Origin of the sequence: Vibrio tubiashii (assembly GCF_028551255.1) — a bacterium.
Taxonomy (GTDB): Bacteria; Pseudomonadota; Gammaproteobacteria; order Enterobacterales; family Vibrionaceae; genus Vibrio; species Vibrio tubiashii_B.
This window is the reverse complement of the sequence record NZ_CP117029.1, coordinates 2,433,614-2,457,855: the sequence shown is the minus strand read 5'-3', so window position 1 is coordinate 2,457,855 and position 24,242 is coordinate 2,433,614. Positions and strand designations below refer to the sequence as shown.

Here is a 24,242-nt window from a genome sequence, read left to right as displayed (position 1 = left end):
TCCAACTTGTTGGAGGTGTTTTTTTATGCCTACAATACCAACCAGAATCAATGTCTGAGCACCTGTTTTTCTGATAGGTACAAAATAAAAACGGCAGCCTTGTTGGGCTGCCGTTTCAGATCTTAGTTCAGCTTATTTGTTTACGCTGATTGTCTCACCAGATTTACAACGGAACTGGTAGTACTTAGTGCTTTCGTTGAACTTAGATAGACCTTCACCACTACAGTAGTCAGCGTTGATATCACGCATAGTATCTAGAGTTGCTTCTGTGCGAAGAGCAAACTTAGAGCCATCAGCACATACAATGCGTACTCGACCATCGTCACTGACTGAGTAAGTTTTCACTTCAGTGTTACAAAGTTCGAAAGAAGCGTCCATGTAGTTGTCTTGCTGAGTGGGTTCAGATGCACAACCTGCAAGAGTAATAGCCACAACAGCGGCAGCAAAAATGTTTTTCATGCGTCTATCCAATATTTCGAGTATTTAAGCCAATCCCATCATTTATCTGAACATAACGTTATTGGCATGAACAAAGTTTGATTTAGGTATTATATCAAACCTAGAGTTTCATTCTAGTATCAAAGTTGTTTCAATACTTGATATGGTAGTGGATTGTGGCGGGTGAGTAAAATCGCTACAAATAAAATATGCCTCACGTTCAAAAACGAGAGGCATAGATAAGTGATTGTCTTACTGTAATTTAGCTTACTTCTACGCCTTGAGCTTGTAAGTCTGCATGGTACGAAGAACGCACAAATGGACCACATGCTGCGTGAGTAAAGCCAAGCTCAAGTGCGATTTCTTTTAGCTCATCAAACTCTGACGGTGGAACGTAACGTTCAACCGGTAGGTGATGGCGGCTAGGTGCTAGGTATTGGCCTAACGTCAGCATAGTGACACCGTGAGCACGAAGATCTTTCAATACTTCGACGATCTCTTCTTTTGTTTCACCCAAGCCCATCATAATGCCTGACTTAGTCGGAATATTTGGGTGCTGTTCTTTGAATTTTTGTAGCAGCTGCAATGACCACTTGTAGTTCGCACCTGGGCGCGCTTTACGATACAGACGAGGTGCTGTCTCTAAGTTGTGGTTGAAAACATCCGGTGGATTGTCTTTTAGCAACTCAAGAGCAACGTCCATACGACCACGGAAATCTGGTACAAGCGTTTCAATCTTAATGTTCGGATTCAGTTCGCGGATCTCACGGTTACAGTCGGCAAAATGCTGCGCACCACCATCTCGGAGATCGTCACGGTCAACGGAAGTAATAACCACGTACTTCAGTTTCATGTCTTGAATAGTTTTAGCCAATTTCTTCGGCTCATCTGCTTCAGGAGTCAGTGGACGTCCATGAGCAACGTCGCAGAATGGGCAACGACGGGTACAAATTGCACCCAAAATCATAAAGGTTGCAGTACCGTGGTTAAAACATTCTGCAAGGTTAGGGCATGAAGCTTCTTCACAAACGGAGTGTAAGTTGTTTTTACGCATTGCCGATTTAATATCTTGAATGCGCTGGCTGTCCGCAGGTAGCTTGATCTTCATCCAGTCTGGTTTACGAAGAACTTCTTTTTGCTCTGTAGGCATGTTCTTTACTGGAATCAGTGCCATTTTATCAGCGTCGCGGTACTTAACGCCTTTTTCCATTTGGATTGGTTTACTCATGCTTCTCTTACTTCTCGTTATTGTTGGTCTTGTGGCCTGCTTGTGTGTCGACATTAACCTGTTCATAGTTAAGTAAATCAACCAGTTCTTCGACTAGTTTTGTCTCTACTTGAGTCATGTCGTCAGGTCCGCCAAGTTGGCTGACTTGAACCATTTCCATTCCTGCGTAACCACAAGGGTTTATACGTAGAAATGGCGTAAGATCCATATTCACATTTAGTGCTAAGCCGTGGAACGAACAACCTTTACGGATTCGTAATCCTAAGGAACAGATTTTCTTCCCATCTACATAGACACCTGGTGCATCAGGGCGTGCAGCTGAGTCGATATTGTATGCTTTTAGGGTATTAATTACGAGATTCTCAATATGAGTAACAAGATCTCGTACTCCCATTTTTTTACGACGAAGGTTAATCAGAAAGTAAGCAACAAGCTGACCAGGTCCGTGGTAGGTGACTTGGCCACCACGATCGCTCTGAACAACGGGGATATCACCCGTATTAAGTAGGTGTTCCGCCTTACCTGCTTGCCCTTGTGTGAAGACTGGATTGTGTTCAACAAGCCACACCTCGTCAGCGGTGTCTTCTGTCCGGTTATCTGTGAAGTCATGCATTGCTTGCCAAATTGGCTCGTAATCTTGTCTTCCTAGATGTTTTACAACAAGCTGGTTTTGCATTCCGCTTTCCATCGTCGGTTAATAAAGTTAACGGATTATAAACTGCTTCTGGTCAAGGGACTATATACCAGTAACACATTTTTAACCCTAGACTTTTTGTAGGATAATTATCTGTTTGATATCTAGAAAGAAAGCAGCTTTCGCTGCCTTCAAAAAAAATTGAGTTAACTCAAATTTTTTATAGCACCATGCGTACAATGTCGATCTCACCGAGCTCTTTGTAAAGCGTTTCAACTTGCTCGATAGAAGTTGCGGTGATATTGACAGACACTGAGTGGTAATTGCCCTTAGCACTTGGCTTTACGGTTGGGCTGTAATCACCTGGAGCATGGCGTTGGATGACTTCAAGAACCTTTTCAGGAAGCTCAGGCTTAGCATAGCCCATTACCTTGTAGGTAAACGAACAAGGGAACTCAAGCAGGTCTTTCAGTTTTGCATCTGAATTAATGTTCAGCATTTTGAAACTCCAAGTTGGGAAGTCGTTGTTAGCAGCGCCGAATAGTACTGTCTATCGAGGATGAACTCAAGATACCCTCTGCGCTATGTCGAAAGCGTGAAAAACAAAAAAGCCGCACTAGGCGGCTTTTCAAAGCTAAGTACTCGAATTACAAGAAGCTTTTGAACAGCATTACAATGTAATCCCATAGGCGGCTGAATAGGCTACCTTCTTCCACATCTTCTAGAGCAAGAAGTGGGTACTCTGCAATATCTTCACCTTCTAGTTGATAGTATAGCTTACCAACTACGTCACCTTTCATAATTGGGGCTTCTAGCTCTTTTTCAAGGATGAAGCTTGCCTTAAGGTTTTTCGCTTGGCCGCGAGGTAGGGTTACATAGGTATCTTGGTCCAGACCTAACGCAACTGTATCTTTGTTACCCATCCAGATCTTTTCTTCAACGAAGGTTTCACCGGCTTTGTGAGGAGCAACTGTTTCGAAGAAACGGAAACCGTAGCTCAGAAGCTTTTTGCTTTCAGATTTACGCGCATTTGCATTTTTAGTTCCCATAACTACCGCAACTAGGCGCATTTTGCCTTCTGTCGCTGAGCTAACTAGGCTGTAACCTGCGTTGCTCGTGTGTCCAGTTTTGATGCCGTCAACGTTCATGCTCTTATCCCAAAGCAGACCGTTGCGGTTGTATTGGGTGATGCCGTTGTAAGTGAACTTTTTGTCTGAGTAGATTCGGTACTCGTCTGGTACGTCACGGATCAGCGCGCTACCCAATAAAGCCATATCGTAAGGCGTTGAGTATAGGTTGGGGTTATCTAGACCATGCACGTTAGCAAAGTGCGTGTCTTTCATGCCGATAGTGTCTGCCCAAGCGTTCATCAGGTCGACAAATGCGTCTTCTGAACCTGCAATGTGCTCTGCCATGGCAACACAAGCATCGTTACCAGACTGAACAATGATACCGCGGTTTAGGTCTTCTACTTTTACCGTAGTGCCGACTTCGATAAACATTTTTGAAGAATCAGGGAAGTTCTTCGCCCAAGCGTTTTTACTGATAGTGACATCATCTTGAAGTGAGATGTTGCCACGCTCTAATTCTTGGCCGATGACATAACTGGTCATCATCTTAGTCAAACTTGCTGGAGATAACTTAGTGTTCATCTCTTTTTCAGCAAGTACTTTACCTGAATGGTAATCCATCAATACGTAGCCTTTGGCTGCGATTTGAGGTGCGTCAGGAACCACAATTGGTGATGCGAATGCAGAAGATGCGAAAGTTGCAGAAAGCGCAATAGAAGACGCAAAAGCTGATTTAATTAGCGTTGTTTTTTTCATATTGACTACAGAATTATCGTTTACTGTCCATATCTTAACAGAATCAATCTCTCAAGCCAGTGTAGGTGTTTGGATACACTGGATTGAGGACTAGTGGGATTTTATGAAAGCACTGGTGTAACCCAAGTCTTTCACTTGCTCAAGTGCTTTTTGGCTATGCATATAGTCGCTAAATGGACCTAAAAACACTCGGTGAAGCTTGTCGCCAGAACTGACATAACTCTTAACCGAAAGTTTTTGACTCAAATCTTGCGCTAAAGTTTCAACTCGGTCTTGATGTTGTGATGAAGCTACCTGTACGACAAACTTTGGCAAGGCCTCTTGTTTGTGTACTTGAGTCGGTCTGTCGACAGTAATCACTTCAATGGCAACGTTGGCGGTGCCGGTACGAATCACGTCGAGTTTTAGCGCCGCCGCGTAGCTAAGGTCAATGATTCGCCCTTCATGAAAAGGACCGCGGTCATTGACACGGACAATGGCCGTTTTGCCGTTATCCTTGTTGGTGACTTTGACATAGCTCGGAATCGGCAGCTCTTTATGCGCAGCCGACATTGAGTACATGTCATAGATTTCACCGTTAGAGGTTAAGTGGCCGTGGAATTTCTTGCCATACCAAGAAGCGATACCTTGTTGTTGAAAGCCTTTTGGCTCTTTTATAATGGTGTAATCTTTACCTCTTAAGGTGTAATTACTATTCCCCCCAAGGCTGTACGATTCATACATAGGTGTGGCATCTTCAATATGCTCAACACTGATTGGTGCATCAGGGGCAATGTCGTCGTCAATGGTGTAGCGCTTTGACGGTGCTGAAGAGCAGCCAGCCAAGATCAGGCTGGTGGCCGCTGCAGTGAGCAATAATTGCTTGTTTATCATTTAGATTGCCTTAGAGAATGCTTTTCTATGGGTATGGATCGACATCAAGATGCCAAAGCCTGCCATGAGGGTCACCATTGAAGTTCCACCATAGCTAATAAGAGGCAGTGGGACACCTACCACGGGTAATATGCCACTTACCATGCCGATGTTGACGAAAACATAGACGAAGAAGCTGAGAACAATACTGCCCGCCATCATACGACCAAATGCCGTTTGGGCTTTACTTGCTAGAACAAGCCCACGTCCAATGATAAATAGGTAGAGGCTAAGGAGAATAAGGATACCAATTAGCCCCCACTCTTCTGCTATCACCGCGAAAATAAAGTCGGTGTGGCGTTCTGGAAGAAACTCCAACTGGGATTGCGTCCCTTGCAGCCAACCCTTTCCTGAGATACCGCCTGAACCTATGGCGATTTTACTCTGGATAATATGGTAACCCGCACCGAGAGGATCGGATTCTGGGTTAAACAGAGTCCTCACGCGAACTTTCTGATACTCGCGCATCAAGAAGAACCACAGAATAGGGAGGAAAGCGCCTAATCCACACGCCGCAGCAAAGATGATTTTCCAGCTAATACCCGCTAAGAAAATAACGAATATGCCCGATGCAGCAATAAGGATTGAAGTGCCTAAGTCTGGTTGTTTCGCGATCAAGATAGTTGGTACAAACACCATCACCAACGACATGACCAGAGTCTGGAAAGTCGGGGGAAGAGGGCGTTTACCAATGTAGCGAGCAATCATCAGTGGCACCGCGAGCTTTAATAGCTCGGAGGGCTGAAAGCGAACAAAACCTAAGTTTAGCCAACGCTGCGCCCCTTTGGAGGCTTCACCAAAGAACAGTACGCCGAGTAGCAAAACAACGCCACCGACAAACATCAGGGGCGCAAGAGCCTCATAGGTTCGAGGTGGAATTTGAGCGAGGATTAACATGACGCCTAGCGAAAGCGCCATACGCATCGCTTGTCTGTCCATCATAGCTAAACTTTGTCCGCTCGCACTGTACATAACGACGAGACCAAAGCCCATTAGCACCAATATTCCCAACAACAGAGGGAGATCGAGGTGGAAACGTTCAAACAGAGCGCGGTTTTGACCGGTTGCAGGGTTCAAATCCATGGTTATTTCGCCTCTTGATTGTCTACGAGAACGTGGTCAAATAGTCTTCTTACTACCGGAGCCGCTTGAGAAGAACCACCGCCAGCATTTTCTAAAACGATAGTGACTATTAGCTGTGGATCTTCAATCGGAGCGAAACCGGTAAACAGAGCGTGATCGCGTAGGTGTTCAGCAATTTCGTCAGCATTGTATTCTTCGTCTTCACCGAGACCAAAGACCTGAGCGGTACCCGACTTTCCTCCACTCATATAAGGCGTTTTATAGAAGGCGCGGCGTGCCGTCCCTTTTTTGCCATGGTTTACCAAGCGCATGCCTTCAATAGCTAAGTCCCAGTAACGTTTTTTAACGCCTTCAATCGGAGGGTAGGTATACGTTTCTAATGTCGACAGTTCATGTCTTTCAAACTTTTCACCATTAACTATGGTCGCCCTGAGTAGGTGCGGTGCAACGCGCTTGCCTCGGTTAACCAAAACAGACGTTGCTTTGGCTATCTGCATCGGTGTTGCTGTCCAGTAGCCTTGTCCGATACCAACAGGAATCGTGTCACCTTGGTACCATGGCACACGGTGGCGAGCCATTTTCCACTCACGAGTTGGCATATTGGCTTTGCTCTCTTCGTGGATATCGATACCCGTATAGTCTCCGAAACCAAACATCATCATCCAGCGGGAGATGCGGTCAATGCCCATGTCATAAGCAATTTGATAGAAGAAGGTATCGACAGATTCCTCGATCGACTTAACGATATCAACTTTACCATGTCCCCATGCTAACCAGTCGCGGAAAGGTCGTGTTTTTGAATTTGGTATTCTCCAATAACCTGGGTCGTTACGCGTTGTATAAGGTGTGATAACCCCTTCTTCCAAAGCGGCCACGGCCATAAACGGTTTGATGGTTGAGGCCGGAGGATAAATACCAAGCGTCGCGCGGTTAACCAGTGGGCGGTTTTTGTCGTTTAAGAGAGCACTGTAGGCCTTGCCCGAAATACCATGTACAAACGCATTGGGATCGTAGCTTGGGCTCGATACCATGGCTAAAACGCCATTGTCTTTAGGATCTAAAACAATTGCGCTGCCACGACGCTCGGCAAGCAGTTCATGAATATAGAGCTGTAAATCAATATCGAGGTTTAGAACGATATCTTTACCAGGAACAGGGGGCACATATTTTAGCGTTCGAATCACTCGGCCACGGCTGTTCACTTCAACTTCTTGGTAGCCCGCTGTCCCATGCAGTAAGTCTTCGTAGAAGCGTTCAATACCTAGCTTACCGATGTCACGTGTCGCTTGATAGTTTGCTTCTTTTTCTTCACGGATCAGGCGTTGAATGTCTCGGTCATTAATTCGAGAGACATAGCCAATCACATGAGTAAGCACTTCACCGTATGGGTAGTGACGCTTAAGGGCGGCATTAATCGATACCCCAGGGAAGTTGTGCTGGTTGACCGAGAACTTCGCGGCTTGTTCTTGAGTTAACTGAGTCAGGATAGGCACGGATTTAAAGCGACGTGTCTGACGACGTTCACGCTTAAAACGCTCTATCTGTTCGGGGGTAATGGTTAGGAGCTCTTGTAGACGACGGATAGTATCGTCCATATCCTTAACTTTCTCTGGGGTGATCTCAAGACTAAACACTGGACGGTTCTCTGCCAGTAGTTGTCCGTTGCGATCATAGATCAGCCCGCGATTAGGGGCGATAGGTACAACCTTAATGCGGTTGTCGTTAGAGCGAGTTTTATAGTCTTGGTACTGATTGATCTGGATGTTGTATAGGTTGGTGATCAACACGCCTACTAGTGCCACAATACCAATGAAAGCGACGATAGCACGACTTCTAAACAGTCGTGCTTCTTCATGGTAATCCCTTATCCGGGTACGCTTCCTTAACATTAATCGTTATTCTCGATGGTAAGGGTGGTTAGCAGTGATGCTCCACGCTCTATATAAACTCTCAGCCATGACAATGCGTACTAATGGGTGAGGCAAGGTTAATGCTGATAAAGACCAGCTTTGATCGGCTGCGGCTTTACATGCTGGGGCGAGACCTTCAGGACCACCGATTAGAATCGACACATCTCTTCCGTCCAGCTTCCAGCTCTCTAATTGCTGCGCTAATTGTGGGGTATCCCACTTTTTGCCAGGGATGTCGAGAGTAACAATTCGATTGCCTTTTGGCACGGCTGCCAACATGGCTTCGCCTTCTTTTTGCAGAATTCTTGCAATATCGGCATTTTTTCCGCGTTTTCCGGCGCTTATTTCGACAAGCTCAAGTGGCATATCATGAGGAAAACGGCGGCGATACTCTTGGAAGCCTTCTTCGACCCACTTGGGCATCTTAGTTCCAACGGCAACGAGCTGTATTTTCATCGCTTAGCCCCAAAGCTTTTCCAGTTGGTAAAGCTCACGATGCTCTTCTTGCATCACATGAACAATAGTGCTGCCCATATCTACTACGACCCATTCGCCTTCGGCTTCACCGTCAATACCTAGTGGCTCCAGACCAGCTAGTTTTGATTCTTTAGCAACATGCTCGGCGATAGAAACAACGTGGCGCTTTGATGTGCCAGTACAAACGATCATGAAGTCTGTAATACTTGATTTGCCCTGAACATCGATGGTTTTGATATCTTGAGCTTTCATGTCGTCAGCTTTGTCAGCAAGGAAGTTGTTTAACTCTTCAAATTGCAAGGTGTTGTCCTCGTTGGTGTTGTGCATATACACAGGGTTGATTGTTTGCGGCGGCGAAGTATATCACGCTTTTTACAGCTTCACTTGCGGCAAGCAAATCTCAGTACTCAACTGGTGTAATAGTGGCCAGCTAGACTGGTCGTATTGTGTTTTTACCAATAGCTCAATCTTGGCGAGCAACTGGAGAAGCTGCATGATTTTTTCGGGTTGTAAGCGATTTAAAGCTGACGAGTACAATGGGCGTTTTGATTGCCAAATACGGTAGCTTTCAAAAACTTGGCCGATTGGCTTAGTTTTAATTTGGGTCGCCATGTTGAGAAGCTGAGCGAGCTCTTTTTGTATCGTACGCGCGAGTATCACGCTCTCAATTCCTTCCGCCTCAAGTTGGCGTAAAATACGTTGTGAGCGCTTAGCCTTACCCGCTAATAAGGCATCTACCCAATGAAAAGCGGTGAAGTGGTTGTGGCGGCTGAGAGATTCCTCTAAACGCACCAAATTCAATACGCCATCAGGGTAGAGTAATGCGAGTTTTTCGAGGCTTTGAGTTAAAGCAAACAAGTTGCCCTCATGCCACTGGGCGAGCATCTGTACTGCTTCTTGATCTGGCTTAAGGTTGAGTGCTCGGCAACGCGCTTGCACGAATTGCGGCAATCTTTGGATATCAGGTGTTAAGCAATTCACCCAACAACCTTGGGCAGACAGCGCTTTAAACCATTTTGCGTTTTCTTGAGCTTTGGTCAGTTTGCTACCAATGACAACTAACAACACATCGCTATGAAGCAATTCAGCAACAGCAACTAGCTCTTTAGCGATAGCGGCATTGACTCCTGACTCAGGCAGTTCCAGTTCAATGACTTGTCTGGCTGAAAACAAACTCATGGCCTGACAGCTGTCATAAACAAGATTCCAGTCAAATGAACTATCGATAGCAAAGCGGTGTCTTTCTTCGAATCCTTGTGCAAAGGCGGCTTTTTGAATCGACTGGCGAGACTCTTGGATAAGGAGTGGTTCGTTGCCAAAGATAAGGTAAGTAGGGTGGAGCTGCTTGTTAAGCTGCTCCACTAAACGGTCGGCGAAGATTCGCATAATGGTAATTAGTTAGCTGGGACTTCAGAAGTGACGTTACCCTGAGCATCTTCAGCGTAAAATGTTTTCACGCGGTATTGCTCTTCTTCCACTTTAAGTAAAGCTTCTTGCTCTTCTTCCAACAGCTCGTTTGCTTCAATGTCTGCTTTCAAGCGAGCCATTTGACGAATGATCTGTGAAGCGGCTAGCTTACGCATTTCATCTTCAATCATGTCTCGTTCTACTGACTTAGCAAGTGCGGTTAACGGGTTATCTAGGTAGCTACGCGTTACGCTGGTAGAGAAGGTCTTTGAGCCTAGCTCTGGAACCGTCACGCGGTAAGAGGCACGGAAGGTAAGCTCGATTTCCGCTGCACGTGTGTTTTGGTAAAGCGATAGTGTACGCTCACCCACACCTTCGCTAAGTAGGTGTAAGTTAGGAATGTTAGCGGCTGGCGGAACGACATCAATTTCGCTCATACGCAGTTGCCCTTTCATCATACGTGTAAAGCTGCTGTATTGGTCGTAGCTGGTGAGAGACATGGTTTCTAACTCTTCAGGAACCGAGTAGTCACCACGTAGATGGAAACCACAAGCAGACAATAAACTTGCCATTAGAACAACACTGGTGAGTTTTACAGAAGAAAATGAAATAAGGCGCGACGCACTACGAAACATGGATTTAGGGCTCTCGATTATTGGAATACTTATCTTAGGGTTCTAATACCTAGAATAGCTGATAAAACACTAAGATAAGTAAAGCAGGGTAACAATATACCCTGCTTATGACTTAAGAAGCGACGATTAGTTCGCAACTATTCTTTAATTTGCAACAATGTTTAGAAGTTTACCCGGTACGTAAATCACTTTACGAATCGTTTTATCTTCTGTGAACTTAGTAACGTTTTCGTCGTTTAGACCTAGAGCTTCAATATCTTCTTTAGAGATATCCGCCGGTACCGTCAGTTTCGCACGTAGCTTGCCGTTTACTTGAACGATGATCAGCTTCTCGTCTTCAACCAGTGCTTTCTCGTCGTGAGTTGGCCATGCTGCGTTGTCGATATCTTCTTGACCCAACGCCGCCCACATTTCGAATGAGATGTGCGGAGTGATTGGGTAAAGCATTGCAACAACTGCTTTCAGAGCTTCGTCAAGGATTGCACGATCTTGCGCTGATTCTTGAGGTGCTTTCGCTAGCTTGTTCATAAGTTCCATGATTGCTGCGATTGCTGTGTTGAACGTTTGGCGACGAGCGATATCGTCAGTCACTTTGGCGATAGTCTTGTGAACGTCACGACGAAGTGCTTTTTGGTCGCCAGACAGTGCAGATGCATCAACAGTTTCTGCCGCGCCTTTCGATGCGTGCTCGTTAACAAGTTTCCAAACACGTTTTAGGAAGCGGTTAGCACCTTCTACGCCAGATTCTTGCCACTCAAGCGTCATATCTGCAGGTGATGCAAACATCATAAATAGACGTACTGTGTCAGCACCGTACTTGTCTACCATCTCTTGTGGGTCGATACCGTTATTCTTCGACTTAGACATCTTGATCATGCCTGAGTGTGTTACGTCACGACCTTCGTTGTCTTTAGCCGAAGTGATGCGGCCTTTACCGTCACGCTCTACAGCAACGTCAGTTGGAGCAACCCACTCTTTACCGCCTTTGTCGTTCTCGTGGTAGAACGCATCTGCTAGTACCATGCCTTGACATAGTAGTTGCTTGAATGGCTCGTCAGATGTTACGTAACCTGCGTCACGTAGCAGTTTGTGGAAGAAGCGCGAGTACAGTAGGTGCATACAAGCGTGCTCAATACCACCAATGTATTGGTCTACTGGTAGCCAGTAGTTCGCTTTTTCTGGATCTAGAATGTCATCAGCTTGTGGTGAACAGTAACGTGCGTAGTACCAAGAAGACTCCATGAAGGTATCGAACGTATCTGTCTCACGTAGAGCAGGTTCGCCGTTAAAGGTAGTCTTTGCCCACTCTTTATCAGCTTTGATTGGGCTTGTTACGCCATCCATCACCACGTCTTCTGGAAGAATCACTGGTAGTTGGTCAGCTGGTACTGGGTGAACTTCACCATCTTCAGTGGTGACCATTGGGATTGGTGCGCCCCAGTAACGTTGACGAGATACACCCCAGTCACGTAGACGGAAGTTAACTGTCTTAGTGCCTTTGCCTTCTGCTTCTAGTTTGGCTGCGATTGCATCGAATGCTGCTTGGAATTCAAGACCGTCGAACTCACCTGAATCAAACAGTACGCCTTTCTCGGTGTACGCTTCTTCAGAGATGTTCAGCTCGCTGTCGTCAGCAGGCTTGATCACAGGTACGATATCTAGGCCGTACTTAGTTGCGAATTCGTAATCGCGTTGGTCGTGTGCAGGTACTGCCATTACAGCGCCTGTACCGTAGTCCATCAGTACGAAGTTAGCCACGTAAACTGGAACTTCACGACCGTTCAATGGGTGAATAGCAGTAAGGCCAGTCGCCATACCTTTCTTTTCCATTGTCGCAAGCTCAGCCTCTGCTACCTTGTTGTTCTTACACTCTTCGATGAACGCTGCAAGCTCAGGGTTGTTCTCAGCTGCGATTGCCGCTAGAGGGTGACCTGCTGCGATACCAACGTAAGTCACACCCATTAGTGTGTCTGGACGTGTTGTGTAAACTTCTAGGTCTTGTTGACCCTTAACTTCAAACTTAAGCTCAACACCTTCAGAGCGACCGATCCAGTTGCGCTGCATAGTCTTAACCATTTCAGGCCAGCCATCTAGGTTGTCTAAATCGTCTAGTAGCTCTTGAGCGTATTCAGTGATCTTGATGAACCACTGTGGAATCTCTTTTTGCTCTACTGGAGTATCACAGCGCCAGCAGCAGCCATCTTCAACCTGCTCGTTTGCAAGAACAGTTTGGTCGTTTGGACACCAGTTAACTGAAGAAGTCTTCTTGTAAACTAAGCCTTTGTTGTAAAGCTTAGTGAAGAACTCTTGTTCCCAACGGTAGTACTCAGGCGTACAAGTCGCGAACTCACGGTTCCAGTCGTAACCAAAGCCTAGAAGCTTAAGCTGGTTTTTCATGTACTCGATGTTTTCGTAAGTCCATGGTGCAGGCGCTGTGTTGTTCTTCACAGCCGCGTTTTCTGCCGGTAGACCAAATGCATCCCAACCGATTGGTTGCATTACGTTTTTACCTTGCAGGCGTTGGAAACGAGAGACTACATCACCGATAGTGTAGTTACGCACGTGACCCATGTGCAGTCGGCCACTTGGGTAAGGGAACATGGATAGACAGTAGAATTTTTCTTTATTTGGGTCTTCACTTACAACAAAGGTCTTGTTGTTGTCCCAGTGCTGTTGAACTTTTTGTTCAATATCTTGCGGGTTGTATTGTTCTTGCATCGATGATGTCCGGTTATCTTGGAATTTGTGAGTTCGGTTAGAACAGACTTAAATAGATCGTCATAGAATACCTAAAGGAAAGGTGCACAACAATAGCCAATCCATACTCTCCTTAGCTTTAAATGGTTAGGGGGCGACCTTGAGTCGACATATCGAGTTTGTTTGTGAGATTCATTACGGAGGTCAGCGATGCCAAAAAGAAAAGCAGGTTATGAAGAGATGCTTGAAGACGTTGTGGAAACGCTCAAGCACAGCCCAGATGAAGTTAACCATGTTATTGAAACTTCTGGGAAAGTAGCACAAGCCGCCAATGATCTCACCAAAGATGAGTTGGCCTTGGTTTCAGCGTACGTGAAGTCGGATTTAAAAGAGTTCGCCGATAACTACGAAGAATCCAAAGGTGGACCATTCTATTTGATGGTCGCTGACTCGATTTGGCAGGGTCTGTTAGATATTACTGACCGGACTAAAGTGGAGTGGGTAGAGCTGTTCCAAGATCTCGAACATCAAGGTCTGTATCAGGCTGGTGAAGTGATTGGATTAGGGGTATTGGTCTGTGATGAATGTGGACATAAGACACAATATAACCACCCAACGGTGATCATCCCTTGTACCAATTGCGGACATAAAGGGTTTAGTCGTCAGGCGCTCAAACCTTAAATAGATGGAACGGACTTCGTCCTACGGGATGCGGGAACGGACCTTTGTCCTATGGAATACTTCGTTTCGGGAAAGCGGGATCGGGCTTCGCCCTGCTGGATGGCTACGTGTTGATAGCCTAGGGTGGACAACACCCTTCGAAAGGTAAACTGTCATTCCATAGACTGACGAAGGAAGGAGTAGGGAATCCCTTAATGTATTCGACTCGCTTCTAGAGATCCCCAACTCGCTCGTCCCTCGCTCTTGAGGATGACAGAGTAATTTATTGAAAACAAAAAGGGTTGATACCATGTACCAACCCTTAAAAACTATCCAGTTATCCAGTTATCCAGTTATCCAGTTATCCAGTTATCTGTAGGACGAAGTCCGTTCCTACATCCATAAGCGTAGCGTTCCCTAACTCGCTATTGCCCTAGCTCTCCAACCAACAATCAAACTCAACACAACCCAAAAATACATCGGCCATGTACCAAACTGACGGTAAGGGGTTTCACCGGATGTTGATGGGATCTCGGCGCGTAACACTGCAGTTTCGAATTGCGGTACTTGAGCTGTGATATGACCTTTATGGTCTGTTACGGCTGTGACACCGTTATTGGTGGCGCGAATAACAGGCTTACCAAGCTCAAGTGCTCGCATACGGGCGATTTCCATATGCTGCAGCGGACCAATTGAGTGTCCGAACCAAGCGTCGTTAGACAGAGTGAGGATAAAATCTGTGTCTTGATTGACGTTTTGTCTTACCTGCTCATTAAAGATGATTTCATAACAAAGAGCTGGGGCCATTTGTTTGCCATTGGCGTCAATGTTGGGCTGGATAAAATCCCCACGACTGAATGAAGACATCGGTAGATTAAAAAATGGCGCGATCGGTCGCAGCACTTCTTCGAATGGGACAAACTCACCAAACGGCAGCAGGTGATGTTTATGGTAACGAAGATTCATGTCGTAGCTGTAATCCCCATTCGGATTTTTACCCAGAGTGAGAATGCTGTTGTAGAACTTCTTATCTTCGCCTTGATTGACGATTCCTGTTATCACCGCACTGTTATTCATACGTGCTGCAGAATCGAGATTACTTAGGAAAGAGGAAATCTCATACTCAAGCGCTGGTATCGCTGCTTCTGGCCAAATGATGATGTCCGCATCCCAGTTCTCACGAGTAAGGTCGGTGTACTTCATAATGGTTGGCCAGCGTTGGCTTGGTTGCCACTTTAACTCTTGCGCAATGTTACCTTGAATGAGTGCAACTTTGGTTGTTTGCTCTGGGTTTGGTGTTACCCACGCAGCGGACTGCAAACCAAAACCTGTCATAAAGATCACTGATGGGATGAGCAGGAGTAACCATTGACGATGTAAGCTTGCATAAGCCATCGCTCCTGCACTGACAACCACTAGTAAGGTTATAAACTCGACGCCGCCAAGGGGAGCGAAATTACCCAATGGGCTGTCTATTTGGCTGTAACCTAGCCATAACCAGGGGAAACCCGTCATGACCCAACCACGGAGCCAGTCACAGATAAGCCATAGCGCAGGTGCGACCAACATGTATCGAGTACGTGTTGATGCTGGGAAAAAGCGATTAAGACTCCAAGTGAACAGGGCTGAGTAGATGGCTAAGTAACCGACTAGCAGCGCCATGAGAAAGACGCTGGCAATTTTTGGCATACCGCCAAAATTATCGATGCTGACATGGACCCAGCTGATGCCAGTCGAAAATTGACCAAGTCCCCATGCGTAACCAATCCAAAGTGCACGTTTAGCTGATTGCTGGTGGATAAGGAGCAGAAGAATGGCAGGGCTAACAATCGCTAGCGGCCATAATTGATAAGGTGCAAATGCAAGTGTGGTTAAAGCGCCAACAAAAACGGCCGCAAGCGGCCGTTTTAGGCGATGAAAAAGGGAATTTATCATCGTATATATTATCTCTTCCCCTAAGGGAGGTTAGCGTTACTCTTCAGTAGAGTCTGCAATGAGCTCTTCGTCAGGAATGGTAACTTGTAGCTGCACAACACGACGGTTATCTGCTGAAGTCACTTTGAAGTTATATCCTTCAATTTCTACCACTTCGCCACGAGAAGGTAGATGACCAAATGCTGTCATAACCATACCACCTACAGTGTCGACTTCTTCGTCGCTGAAAGAGGTTCCAAACGTATCGTTAAATTCTTCGATAGTGGTTAGAGCCTTCACTGCAAAAGTGTGTTTGCTTAGCTTGCGAATATCCAGTTCTTCTTCATCGTCGAATTCATCTTCGATTTCACCAACGATTTCTTCAAGGATGTCCTCGATGGTAACAAGGCCGGATACGCCGCCAAATTCATCAACAACGATAGACATATGATAACGTTCCTCGCGGAACTCTTTGAGTAGGCGATCGACACGCTTACTCTCAGGAACAACGACCGCAGGGCGGATAACTTGCTCGATATCAAATGGTTCGCTGCCAGAACCTAAGTATTTAAGTAAGTCCTTCGCTAACAGAATACCTTCAACATGGTCTTTATCTTCACTGATTACTGGGTAGCGCGAGTGCTGAGCATCAGTGATAAGGTTGATCAGTGCGTCTAAATCGTCACTGCGGTCAACCGTAACCATTTGCGAGCGCGGTAACATGATGTCACGCACACGCATTTCAGAGATCTCCATAACACCTTCAAGCATGTCTCGGGTATCGTGGTCGATCAGGTCATTTTCTTCAGAGTCGCGGATAACATCCACAAGCTCTTGGCGATCTTTTGGTTCACCTTGAAAAAGTTGACCTAGGCGTCCGAAGAAGGACTTTCTACTCGGACCTTCAGATTTTTCTTTCTTACCTTCTAGAGAAGAGGGCGAATTGTCTTCGTTCATTGTTTCTCATTTAAGTAACGCTATCAGATGTGTGATAGCTCACGTTGGTAAAACCGAGTTGAAAACAGTCTCGATTTTACGCTTTCTCATCAATGTAGGGGTCTTCGAAACCCATACTTTGCATGATTTCTGTTTCGAGTGACTCCATCTCTTCCGCTTCGTCATCATCGATATGATCATAACCTAGCAGATGCAGGCTACCATGTACAACCATATGCGCCCAGTGAGCCATTAGAGGTTTGTTTTGCTCTACCGCTTCACGTTCTACAACTTGTCGGCAGATGATCAGATCGCCGAGCAAATCCATCTCAATACCTGGAGGCGCTTCAAATGGAAAAGAGAGCACATTGGTCGGCTTATCTTTGCCACGGTAGTCATGGTTTAGTTGATGGCTTTCTTGTTCATCAACCAAACGCACAGTCACTTCGGCTTGCGGTTGGAATTTTGTCACCGCTGAGCTTAACCAAAGATGAATATCCTCAAAACTTGGTAAGCCTTTTTCATCTTCGACCGCTAATTGTAGATCTAGTTCGATACTCATGACTTACCTTCAGCGGTTTCTGCTTGTACTTTTTTTGAAAGCTCAGCTTTAGCCGTTTCGATCAATTGTGCTTCGCGCTCTTCACGACGTTTCTTTTCGAACTCTTTGCGTTCTTTTTGATCTTTCGCTTCCCATTTCTCATACGCATTGACGATACGTGCAACAACTGGGTGGCGAACAACGTCATCAGACTGGAAGAAGTTAAAGCTGATGTCATCAACTTCGCTCAACACCTCAATGGCATGGCGTAGCCCTGACTTAGCCCCGCGAGGCAAGTCGATCTGGGTGATATCACCTGTGATCACGGCGCGCGAGTTAAAACCAATACGCGTTAGGAACATTTTCATCTGCTCCACGGTAGTGTTTTGGCTCTCATCCAAAATGATGAAAGCATCATTGAGCGTACGACCACGCATATAAGCCAGTGGCGCAACTTCAATTACGTTGCGTTCAATCAGTTTTTCAACCTTCTCGAAGCCGAGCATTTCAAATAGGGCGTCATAGAGCGGACGAAGGTACGGGTCTACTTTCTGGCTCAAATCACCCGGCAAGAAGCCGAGTTTCTCACCCGCCTCAACTGCAGGGCGAGTCAGCAAGATGCGACGAATTTCTTGACGCTCTAAAGCATCTACCGCTGCCGCAACCGCAAGGTAGGTTTTACCTGTACCCGCAGGACCGATACCGAAAGAGATATCATGAGTCACCATGTTCATCAGGTACTGACCTTGGTTAGGTGTACGCGGTTTGATGACACCTTTTTTGGTCTTGATGAACACTTCTTTACCGTGCTCGAAGCTTGACTCAAGGTCTTGCTCTAAAACACCTGTCTCTTTGATCGCAAGATGAATTTCATCGGGTTCTACGTCTGGGATATTGCCACGAACAGGAGCGGTATTGACGTAAAGTGTTTTGATGATTTCAAGTGCTGCAGCGCTAGTATGTGGTTTACCAACGATAGTAAAGAAGTTGCCACGGTAGCTGATTTCAACGCCTAAACGACGCTCTAAGTGCTTGATATTGTCATCGAAAGGACCGCACAAACTGGCTAAGCGGCGGTTATCAGAAGGTTCTAGATTGATTTCTAGAGTTACAATTTTATTGCTCAAAGTTGCCTCTCAAAATATGCCATTCGAAAGAAGCCCGATTTAGACCGGGCTTCTAATGGCGATCGTTACCTATCTCTAAGATGGTAACTTATACAGCTATTTTCAAGCTTAAGGCGTAAAAGTCGCTACACCTAGCTCATCTTCACGTTTGGTGCGAGCCATCATTTGTGTTGGTGAAATGATAGATCGTAGGTCCATATCTTTTTCAGTACGAACCAATTCGCCACGTAGTGAGTTAGCGAAAACGTCAGTGATCTTCACGTCAACAAACTGACCGATTAAGTCTGCGCTGCCTTCGAAGTTAACCACGCGGTTGTTCTCTGTACGTGCGCGAAGTTCCATTAGATTCTTTTTCGATGGACCTTCAACAAGAACGCGTTGTTCAGTATCGAGCATCAAGCGAGAGTAACGCATAGCTTGCGCGTTTACGGTTTGCTGCAGTTCGTATAGACGTTCTTTCTTTTCTTGCTCTGGTACGTCACATGGGTAGTCCGCCGCTGGCGTTCCCGGACGAGGAGAGAAGATAAAGCTAAAGCTCATATCAAAATCAACGTCTTTGATTAGCTTCATCGTATCTTGGTGATCTTTCGCCGTTTCGCCAGGGAAGCCAACAATGAAGTCAGAACTGATTTGAATATCAGGACGCGCTTTACGCAGCTTACGAATGATCGACTTGTATTCAATCGCTGTGTGTGGACGCTTCATCATAGTTAGAATGCGGTCACTACCACTTTGTACTGGTAGGTGCAGGAAGCTCACAAGCTCTGGTGTATCTTCGTAGACGGCGATGATGTCGTCAGTGAACTCTAGTGGGTGGCTAGTCGTAAAGCGAATGCGGTCAATGCCATCAATAGAAGCAACAAGGCGTAGCAATTCTGCGAAAGAGCAAATATCGCCTTCGTGGGTTGGGCCACGGTACGCGTTAACGTTTTGACCTAATAGGTTTACTTCACGTACACCTTGATCAGCAAGCTGCGCGATTTCGAATAGTACGTCATCCATTGGACGGCTAACTTCTTCGCCGCGAGTGTAAGGTACTACGCAGTAAGTACAGTACTTAGAACAGCCTTCCATGATTGAAACGAACGCTGTTGCACCTTCAGCACGAGGCTCTGGTAGGCGGTCAAACTTCTCGATCTCTGGGAAAGAGATATCCATAACAGGCGCTTCATTTGACTGTGACTGTTTGATCATCTCAGGCAGACGGTGCAGAGTTTGTGGGCCAAAGATAACGTCAACAAATGGCGCACGCTCGCGGATGTGGTCACCTTCTTGAGTAGCAACACAGCCGCCAACACCAATTACCACACCTTCTTTTTTATCTTTTAGCGTTTTCCAACGACCAAGCTGGTGGAATACTTTTTCTTGCGCTTTTTCGCGAATTGAACAGGTATTAAGAAGTAGTACATCTGCCTCTTCTGGTTCTTCCGTCAGCTCATAGCCGTTAGCCGCGTTCAGTAGATCCGCCATTTTTGATGAATCGTATTCGTTCATCTGGCAGCCCCAGGTTTTGATTAGCAGTTTCTTACTCATTTTGTTCGCTCGATCGTTAGTTTAAATTAAGGGAGCAAATCGCCCAATGTTTCCAGTAAGTCATCCATTTGAGTTTAATGTATGACTAAATTTTGTGCCTATAGATTGGCAAGCGGCGTATTGTACTGGTTTAAAAACCTACTGACTAGTGTTGCTGTAAAATCTATTCAAAGCGTTATTAATCAAGGGATTTGCCCATAGTGCTCCTGAGGTTTTTCGTTACATTTTAGTAATGAAAACGTACAATAAAAAACAGCCAAATAATCAATATGATGAAGTATAAATTATGACCAAGTTTGATGTTGCAGTGATTGGTGGTGGCATGGTTGGAGCGGCTACTGCTATCGGGTTTGCCAAGCAGGGTAGGAAAGTCGCGCTTGTCGAAGGTTATGCGCCAAAAGCTTTTTCTCCAGAGCAGTCAATGGATATTCGCGTTTCTGCTATCTCTGAGCATTCTGTTTCCATACTCGATGAACTTGGCGCTTGGCAAAAAATTGAGCAAATGCGCGTCTGCCCATATCGCCGCTTAGAAACGTGGGAACACCCTGAATGCCGCACTCGTTTTCACTCTGATGCTCTAAACATGCAGCAACTTGGTTATATCGTTGAAAATAGACTGATTCAGCTTGGTTTGTGGCGACAACTAGAGCAGTTCGAAAATATTACGCTGTATTGCCCAGACACGTTAGAAAGCATCAAGTTTGATGAGGTCAATCGAGTCGAACTCTCGTCTGGAGAGAGCTTTGACGCTGAATTGATCGTTGGTGCTGATGGAGCGAATTCTAAAGTACGTCACTTGGCAGGAATCGGTATTACCGCTTGGGATTACAGGCAGCATTGTATGTTGATTAATGTCGAAACGGAGCTTGCTCAACAGGACATTACTTGGCAGCAGTTTACCCCGCATGGGCCTCGCTCTTTTTTGCCTTTAGCGACATTAGCTTCTCAATCACAGGGAACAGGACAAGGTTCATTAGTCTGGTATGACAGCCCGAAGCGCATAAAGCAGCTCTGTTCGCTGACGCCTGAACAATTGAGAGAAGAAGTCTTAACCCATTTTCCTGCTGAACTTGGCGATATCAAAGTGCTGCAGTTTGGTTCTTTTCCTTTAACTCGTCGTCATGCGCAAGCCTATTCCAATAAGAATTGTGTGCTGGTGGGTGACTCTGCACACACCATTAATCCATTGGCAGGGCAAGGCGTCAATCTTGGATTTAAAGATGTCGCAATCTTGCTTGCGGAGTGTGAGGGTAAAACCTCTATTGATGACTCTGTGCTGAAGCAATATGAGCGCAAACGCCGACCAGATAATCTGTTAATGCAATCAGGAATGGATCTGTTCTACAAAGGGTTCAGTAACGATATTGGTCCACTAAAACTGCTTCGTAATGCGGCACTTAAAATCGTGGAGAATACCGGGCCTCTTAAAACACAGGTTCTCAAATATGCCTTGGGTTTGAAGTGATTAAACGTGAGAGAGATAGAAAACAAAAACGCAGCCTATTGGCTGCGTTTTTTGTGCGTTGCTAAGTAGGAATTACTTAGTTACACGTAGTACTGGAGTTTCACCAACAGTTACAGAACCAGAAAGCTTGTTCAGCTCTTTGATTTCGTCCATGTTAGAGATAACAACAGGAGTTAGAGTAGACTTTGCCTTCTCTTCTAGTAGCGCTAGATCAAACTCGATGATAGTGTCGCCAGCTTTAACTGATTGACCTTCTTCAGCGATACGCTTGAAGCCTTCGCCTTTTAGCTCAACTGTGTCGATACCGAAGTGAACGAATAGTTCAACGCCATCGTCAGACTCGATAGAGAATGCGTGGTTAGTTTCGAAGATCTTACCGATAGTACCGTTTACAGGAGCTACCATCTTGTTGCCAGCAGGCTTGATCGCGATACCGTCACCAACGATTTTCTCAGCGAAAACAACATCTGGCACATCTTCGATATTTACGATTTCACCAGATAGAGGTGCGATAATTTCGATTGCACCTGCTTCTGCGCTGTCGTCAGATACTAGCTTCTTAAGTTTGTCAAACAGACCCATTGTGTCATGCTCCTAACGTTTTATTTAATTCTGTCGAATTATAGTATACCAATCTCAGAAGATAGACGACAATTTTTGCCGCCTATCTTATTGGAATTAGCTGATTATTGAGTTTTCTCTGCGATGAATTTTTCTACAACCGCTTCAATCTCTGCTGCTGTTGGTAGTGAAAGCGCTTCTTCAGCCATTGCTTTCACTTCAGCAAAGTTAGAATTACGGATGACTTTCTTCACTTTAGGAATAGAGATGCCGCTCATTGAGAACTCGTCTAGACCCATACCTAGTAGAAGAAGCGTTGCGCGCTCATCACCTGCAAGCTCACCACACATACCAGTCCATTTACCTTCAGCGTGAGACGCGTCGATCACTTGCTTGATTACAGTCAGCACTGCTGGTGATAGTGGGTTGTATAGGTGAGAGATCATCTCATTACCACGGTCTACCGCTAGCGTGTACTGAGTTAGGTCGTTAGTACCGATAGAGAAGAATGCCACTTCTTTTGCTAGGTGGTGCGCGATAGCTGCTGCTGCTGGAGTTTCAACCATTACACCGATTTCGATTTCTTCATCGAATGCGTGGCCTTCAGCGCGAAGCTCTGCTTTGTACTCTTCGATTGCTTTCTTAAGCTCACGAATTTCTTCTACAGAGATGATCATTGGGAACATGATACGCAGTTTACCGTGTGCAGAAGCACGTAGGATGCCGCGTAGCTGGTCACGAAGGATTTCACGACGGTCTAAGCTGATACGTACTGCACGCCAGCCTAGGAATGGGTTCATCTCTTGTGGAAGATCCATGTATGGAAGATCTTTATCACCACCGATGTCCATTGTACGGATGATTACTGATTCACCGTTCATTGCTTCCGCAACTTCTTTGTACGCTTGGTACTGCTCTTCTTCAGTTGGTAGAGCATCACGGTCCATAAATAGGAACTCAGTACGGTACAGACCAACACCTTCACCACCGTTACGGATGATACCGTCACAGTCTTTAACAGTACCGATGTTACCGCAAACTTCTACGCGGTGACCGTCAGTTGTTTCAGCGTGTAGGTCTTTCAGCTTCGCTAGCTCTTCTTTTTCAGCGATGAAGGCAGCTTTTACTGCTTTCGCTTCTGCTAGTTCGCCTTCAGAAGGGTTGATAACGATCTTGTTGTTCATCGCATCAAGAATCAGCATGTCGCCGTTCTTAACCTGTTTAGTGATGTCGTTAGTACCCACAATCGCTGGAAGCTCAAGAGAGCGCGCCATGATAGAAGTGTGAGAAGTGCGACCGCCGATGTCACAAGCGAAACCAAGAACGTAGTCTAGGTTGATTTGTGCTGTTTCAGATGGCGTTAGGTCGTAAGCGACTAGGATAACTTCTTCGTTAATATCGCTAAGAGAAACGATATTGATACCTAGTGCGTTTTTAACAAAGCGCGTGCCGATATCACGGATATCTGTTGCACGTTCTTTTAGGTATTCGTCGTCTAGAGATTCTAGAGCAGATGCTTGCTCTTCGATAACTGTGTGGATAGCGTTATCTGCGTGCATCTTGTCATTTTTGATTAGCGCTAGGATTTCTTCCTCTAGCTCTTCGTCTTCAAGAAGCATGATGTGACCTTCAAAGATCGCTTCTTTTTCTTCACCGAAGGTTTCAAGTGCTTTCTGCTTGATAGTTTCAAGCTGAGCAGATGATTTGTTACGCGCGTCGAAGAAACGGGCAACTTCTGCTTCTACTTGATCATCAGAAATAGTGTTTGTGTTTAGGACAATTTCATCTTCTTGAAGTAGTAGTGCTTTACCGATAGCAATACCAGGAGATGCTAGGATGCCTGAAATCATAGCCTTACCTTAAATTGGTCAACTTTAAAACGGGAGAATAATGAGTGCGCTAACGAATATTTGTAGCTTATATTTGGCCCTATTTCCAACAAAGCCATTTTGCTTTCACAAAATGGCTTTGAAAATAGGAGACCGGATTAGTGTAGTTGATCCATTAGAGCAACTAGGTGGTCAACAGCTTGTTGAGCTTGTGGGCCCTCAGCTGAGATAGAAACTACTGTACCTTTTACTAGGCCAAGAGTTTGTAGCTTGAAAAGGCTCTTCGCGCTAGCGCTTTTACCGTTAGAAGTCACAGTGATGTCCGCGTCGAATGCTTTAGCTTCTTTAACGAACTGTGCAGCTGGACGAGTGTGAAGACCGTTTTCTGCAGTGATTTCTACTTGCTTCTCGTACATGTTATATACCCCA

The 24,242-nt window shown here is 45.6% G+C and carries 23 protein-coding genes; 2 read left to right on the top strand and 21 right to left on the bottom strand.

The window, feature by feature from the left end:
* Positions 1–132 precede the first annotated feature (132 nt).
* The 13 genes from LYZ37_RS11275 to leuS form a co-directional block, all read right to left on the bottom strand.
* On the bottom strand, positions 133–459 hold the full coding sequence (locus LYZ37_RS11275; protein ID WP_171325355.1) for a hypothetical protein: 327 nt from the start codon (positions 457–459) through the stop codon (positions 133–135).
* A gap of 241 nt (positions 460–700) precedes the next feature.
* Entirely contained in the window at positions 701–1,666 is a 966-nt protein-coding gene (lipA, locus tag LYZ37_RS11270; protein WP_004746250.1) for a lipoyl synthase, read from the bottom strand.
* Positions 1,667–1,673: 7 nt separating this feature from the next.
* Positions 1,674–2,342 carry a lipoyl(octanoyl) transferase LipB gene (lipB, locus tag LYZ37_RS11265; protein ID WP_171325353.1) on the bottom strand — a complete coding sequence of 223 codons (669 nt, stop codon included), beginning with the start codon at positions 2,340–2,342 and terminating at the stop codon, positions 1,674–1,676.
* A gap of 178 nt (positions 2,343–2,520) precedes the next feature.
* The gene (gene ybeD, locus LYZ37_RS11260; protein WP_004415161.1) at positions 2,521–2,799 is read right to left on the bottom strand and encodes a DUF493 family protein YbeD; all 279 of its coding nucleotides are present in this window, start codon (positions 2,797–2,799) and stop codon (positions 2,521–2,523) included.
* Positions 2,800–2,947: 148 nt separating this feature from the next.
* On the bottom strand, positions 2,948–4,126 hold the full coding sequence (locus LYZ37_RS11255; RefSeq protein WP_004746248.1) for a serine hydrolase: 1,179 nt from the start codon (positions 4,124–4,126) through the stop codon (positions 2,948–2,950).
* Between the two features lie 90 nt (positions 4,127–4,216).
* A complete protein-coding gene (locus tag LYZ37_RS11250) occupies positions 4,217–4,999 on the bottom strand; it encodes a septal ring lytic transglycosylase RlpA family protein (protein ID WP_272785542.1) in 783 nt (260 codons plus the stop codon).
* Positions 5,000–6,121: a rod shape-determining protein RodA gene (rodA, locus tag LYZ37_RS11245; RefSeq protein WP_171325351.1), complete on the bottom strand. Its 1,122-nt coding sequence runs from the start codon at positions 6,119–6,121 to the stop codon at positions 5,000–5,002.
* Between the two features lie 2 nt (positions 6,122–6,123).
* Positions 6,124–8,010 carry a penicillin-binding protein 2 gene (gene mrdA / locus LYZ37_RS11240; RefSeq protein ID WP_272785541.1) on the bottom strand — a complete coding sequence of 629 codons (1,887 nt, stop codon included), beginning with the start codon at positions 8,008–8,010 and terminating at the stop codon, positions 6,124–6,126.
* Between the two features lie 6 nt (positions 8,011–8,016).
* Entirely contained in the window at positions 8,017–8,487 is a 471-nt protein-coding gene (gene rlmH / locus LYZ37_RS11235) for a 23S rRNA (pseudouridine(1915)-N(3))-methyltransferase RlmH (protein WP_171325349.1), read from the bottom strand.
* A 3-nt stretch (positions 8,488–8,490) separates the two neighbouring features.
* Positions 8,491–8,835 carry a ribosome silencing factor gene (gene rsfS, locus LYZ37_RS11230; protein WP_408068355.1) on the bottom strand — a complete coding sequence of 115 codons (345 nt, stop codon included), beginning with the start codon at positions 8,833–8,835 and terminating at the stop codon, positions 8,491–8,493.
* Between the two features lie 45 nt (positions 8,836–8,880).
* A complete protein-coding gene (gene holA / locus LYZ37_RS11225) occupies positions 8,881–9,894 on the bottom strand; it encodes a DNA polymerase III subunit delta (protein ID WP_272785540.1) in 1,014 nt (337 codons plus the stop codon).
* An 8-nt stretch (positions 9,895–9,902) separates the two neighbouring features.
* Positions 9,903–10,550 carry an LPS-assembly lipoprotein LptE gene (locus LYZ37_RS11220; RefSeq protein ID WP_004746241.1) on the bottom strand — a complete coding sequence of 216 codons (648 nt, stop codon included), beginning with the start codon at positions 10,548–10,550 and terminating at the stop codon, positions 9,903–9,905.
* Positions 10,551–10,694: 144 nt separating this feature from the next.
* The gene (gene leuS, locus LYZ37_RS11215) at positions 10,695–13,268 is read right to left on the bottom strand and encodes a leucine--tRNA ligase (RefSeq protein WP_272785539.1); all 2,574 of its coding nucleotides are present in this window, start codon (positions 13,266–13,268) and stop codon (positions 10,695–10,697) included.
* 189 nt (positions 13,269–13,457) lie between these two features.
* Here leuS and LYZ37_RS11210 point away from each other — a divergent pair, with 189 nt between their 5' ends.
* Positions 13,458–13,928, top strand: a complete 471-nt coding sequence (locus tag LYZ37_RS11210) for a zinc ribbon-containing protein (protein WP_004746239.1) — start codon at positions 13,458–13,460, stop codon at positions 13,926–13,928.
* Positions 13,929–14,324: 396 nt separating this feature from the next.
* Here LYZ37_RS11210 and lnt read toward each other — a convergent pair whose 3' ends face one another.
* The 5 genes from lnt to miaB all read right to left on the bottom strand — a co-directional run bounded on the left by lnt (position 14,325) and on the right by miaB (position 19,958).
* Complete coding sequence (gene lnt, locus LYZ37_RS11205) at positions 14,325–15,842, bottom strand: apolipoprotein N-acyltransferase (protein WP_272785538.1); 1,518 nt, start codon at positions 15,840–15,842, stop codon at positions 14,325–14,327.
* 36 nt (positions 15,843–15,878) lie between these two features.
* Positions 15,879–16,778, bottom strand: a complete 900-nt coding sequence (gene corC, locus LYZ37_RS11200; protein WP_004746237.1) for a CNNM family magnesium/cobalt transport protein CorC — start codon at positions 16,776–16,778, stop codon at positions 15,879–15,881.
* A gap of 76 nt (positions 16,779–16,854) precedes the next feature.
* Positions 16,855–17,319, bottom strand: a complete 465-nt coding sequence (ybeY, locus tag LYZ37_RS11195; protein ID WP_272785537.1) for an rRNA maturation RNase YbeY — start codon at positions 17,317–17,319, stop codon at positions 16,855–16,857.
* Positions 17,316–18,425 carry a PhoH family protein gene (locus LYZ37_RS11190; RefSeq protein WP_004746235.1) on the bottom strand — a complete coding sequence of 370 codons (1,110 nt, stop codon included), beginning with the start codon at positions 18,423–18,425 and terminating at the stop codon, positions 17,316–17,318. Before LYZ37_RS11190 ends, ybeY begins: the two co-directional genes overlap by 4 nt.
* 108 nt (positions 18,426–18,533) lie before the next feature.
* Positions 18,534–19,958 (bottom strand): tRNA (N6-isopentenyl adenosine(37)-C2)-methylthiotransferase MiaB, encoded by a 1,425-nt coding sequence (gene miaB, locus LYZ37_RS11185; RefSeq protein ID WP_004746234.1) that lies wholly within the window; start codon positions 19,956–19,958, stop codon positions 18,534–18,536.
* Between the two features lie 286 nt (positions 19,959–20,244).
* Here miaB and LYZ37_RS11180 point away from each other — a divergent pair, with 286 nt between their 5' ends.
* Positions 20,245–21,423, top strand: coding sequence for a 2-octaprenyl-3-methyl-6-methoxy-1,4-benzoquinol hydroxylase (locus tag LYZ37_RS11180; protein ID WP_272785536.1), 1,179 nt, complete (start codon positions 20,245–20,247; stop codon positions 21,421–21,423).
* 72 nt (positions 21,424–21,495) lie between these two features.
* Here LYZ37_RS11180 and crr read toward each other — a convergent pair whose 3' ends face one another.
* The 3 genes from crr to LYZ37_RS11165 all read right to left on the bottom strand — a co-directional run bounded on the left by crr (position 21,496) and on the right by LYZ37_RS11165 (position 24,229).
* Positions 21,496–22,005, bottom strand: a complete 510-nt coding sequence (gene crr, locus LYZ37_RS11175; RefSeq protein ID WP_004746232.1) for a PTS glucose transporter subunit IIA — start codon at positions 22,003–22,005, stop codon at positions 21,496–21,498.
* Positions 22,006–22,109: 104 nt separating this feature from the next.
* On the bottom strand, positions 22,110–23,834 hold the full coding sequence (gene ptsI, locus LYZ37_RS11170) for a phosphoenolpyruvate-protein phosphotransferase PtsI (RefSeq protein WP_171325316.1): 1,725 nt from the start codon (positions 23,832–23,834) through the stop codon (positions 22,110–22,112).
* Between the two features lie 137 nt (positions 23,835–23,971).
* Positions 23,972–24,229, bottom strand: a complete 258-nt coding sequence (locus LYZ37_RS11165) for an HPr family phosphocarrier protein (RefSeq protein WP_004415108.1) — start codon at positions 24,227–24,229, stop codon at positions 23,972–23,974.
* Positions 24,230–24,242 lie beyond the last annotated feature (13 nt).